Source organism: Moorena sp. SIO3B2, assembly GCF_010692525.1.
Lineage (GTDB): Bacteria > Cyanobacteriota > Cyanobacteriia > Cyanobacteriales > Coleofasciculaceae > Moorena > Moorena producens.
Map to the genome: position 1 here is coordinate 1 of NZ_JAAHHE010000841.1, position 1,535 is coordinate 1,535.

Sequence of the window (1,535 nt, forward strand, 5' to 3'; positions counted from 1 at the left end):
CGCTATTCACTAAACCAGAGGATTCCTGAAACTTTGCTAATGCCTCCTGAGACTGATCCAATTTTTGCTTAGCTCGGTCGAGCGCTTTCTTATTAAACTCAACCCTAGTGGTACCATCTGCTTGACGTAGTTCATTCAGACGCTCCTGATACGCACTGATCAGTGCCTTAACTCGATTTCTTGCTAATTCTGGACTATCCCCACTGGCATTCAACCAGATCGTAGTCGATTCCTGGTCAGGAGATACCGCGAACAACTTTTTGTATTGAACCAGCCTTTGAAAATCCGTTTTCTCTGGGTCAGACTCCAACAAGCGCCTCATCAAAGCATCACTGTTTATAATCGATGCCTGCATATTCAGAGGATGACTCTTAGTCGCCAATTTAGAATCCCCCTTAGTTAATGATCCAAGGGTTCCTAAACTAGCTTGTAACTTTCCTGTTTCCGGTAGAATTAGCTGTGCTTTAGCAATCCAAAAAGGCTTTAATAAAGAAAAGGCTCCAAAGCTAGCTGCTAGCACCAACGAATTAAAAACTAATAAAATTGTCCAATGTCTATTCAGAATTGCAGCTAATTTTTTCATAATATATATTCCTGAAGATTACAATCTTACTTATAGAAAATGTTTATTTAGATTAATTCAAAAATTTCAATAATTAATCTAAATAAACGTTTTTATAAATAATCAATAATAAATAAATTTATTTGAATAAATCAAAGTCTTATTATTTGAAATTTTCCATTTTAAATTTTTGATTTTCAAGTTCTGCCAGATAACTGCTCCCATCGAGAGACAAACTGCTCATTTCGCTGTATTTCGGCAATAATTGCCCCTAACCAGACCCAAAAATACCACAAATACACTGCCATCCAGGTCAATGGTGTTCCGTTGAGAAGCATGTACAAAGCCACTAGACTCGCAAATGCCCACTGGCAATTATGGTTACCACGAATCGCTGGAGTCCAAGTACTCCAAAGGGTTGAACCTAGAGCAGCTAAGAAAAAGATAAAGCCAATGATGCCGTGCAAATAAAGAACTGAGGCGTAAGTTGAAAAGGAACCCAAAACAATGTCGTAGATATACCATTTGACGGAGCCTTGTATAATTCCCCATCCCATCCAGGGGCGTTCTTGCCAAGCCTCAAGGGTTTTAGTAACCACCAGTTCCCGGTCTTTAGAGGATTCGGCACGAGCACTATTGAAGATTTCTAGAGGCTTTTTTACTAAATCACTTAAGGTCAAACCTCCCAAAATAGCACAAAGTAATGAGCTTAATGAACCAATCCATAAAGAACCTTGACGAGCCAAACTGCTGCGGAAACAAGCTGTAATCACCAATGCGATCACAAAGGAAACCCAGGATAAACGACTAAAACTAATTAGCAGAGCGGTTAAACAACCGGCTACAGATATTTGACGTAAGCGGCGGTTTTCTTCACCCAAGCAGATGAAAAAACTTAGAATGGAACACACCCCTACAATGGGGGGGTCGGGGGTGTAAAGAACTGTCCTGGGTAAAGGGATACCAAAAAAAG

Annotated in this window: 1 protein-coding gene and 1 pseudogene; both read right to left on the reverse strand. The window is 39.9% G+C overall.

All coding sequences use genetic code 11. The features are described from left to right. Positions 1–583 (reverse strand): annotated as a pseudogene (locus F6K38_RS41660) (exopolysaccharide biosynthesis protein); the annotation flags it as partial. A 176-nt stretch (positions 584–759) separates the two neighbouring features. Next, a partial coding sequence (locus F6K38_RS41665; RefSeq protein WP_287360701.1) for an O-antigen ligase family protein occupies positions 760–1,535 on the reverse strand: 776 nt, incomplete at its 5' end.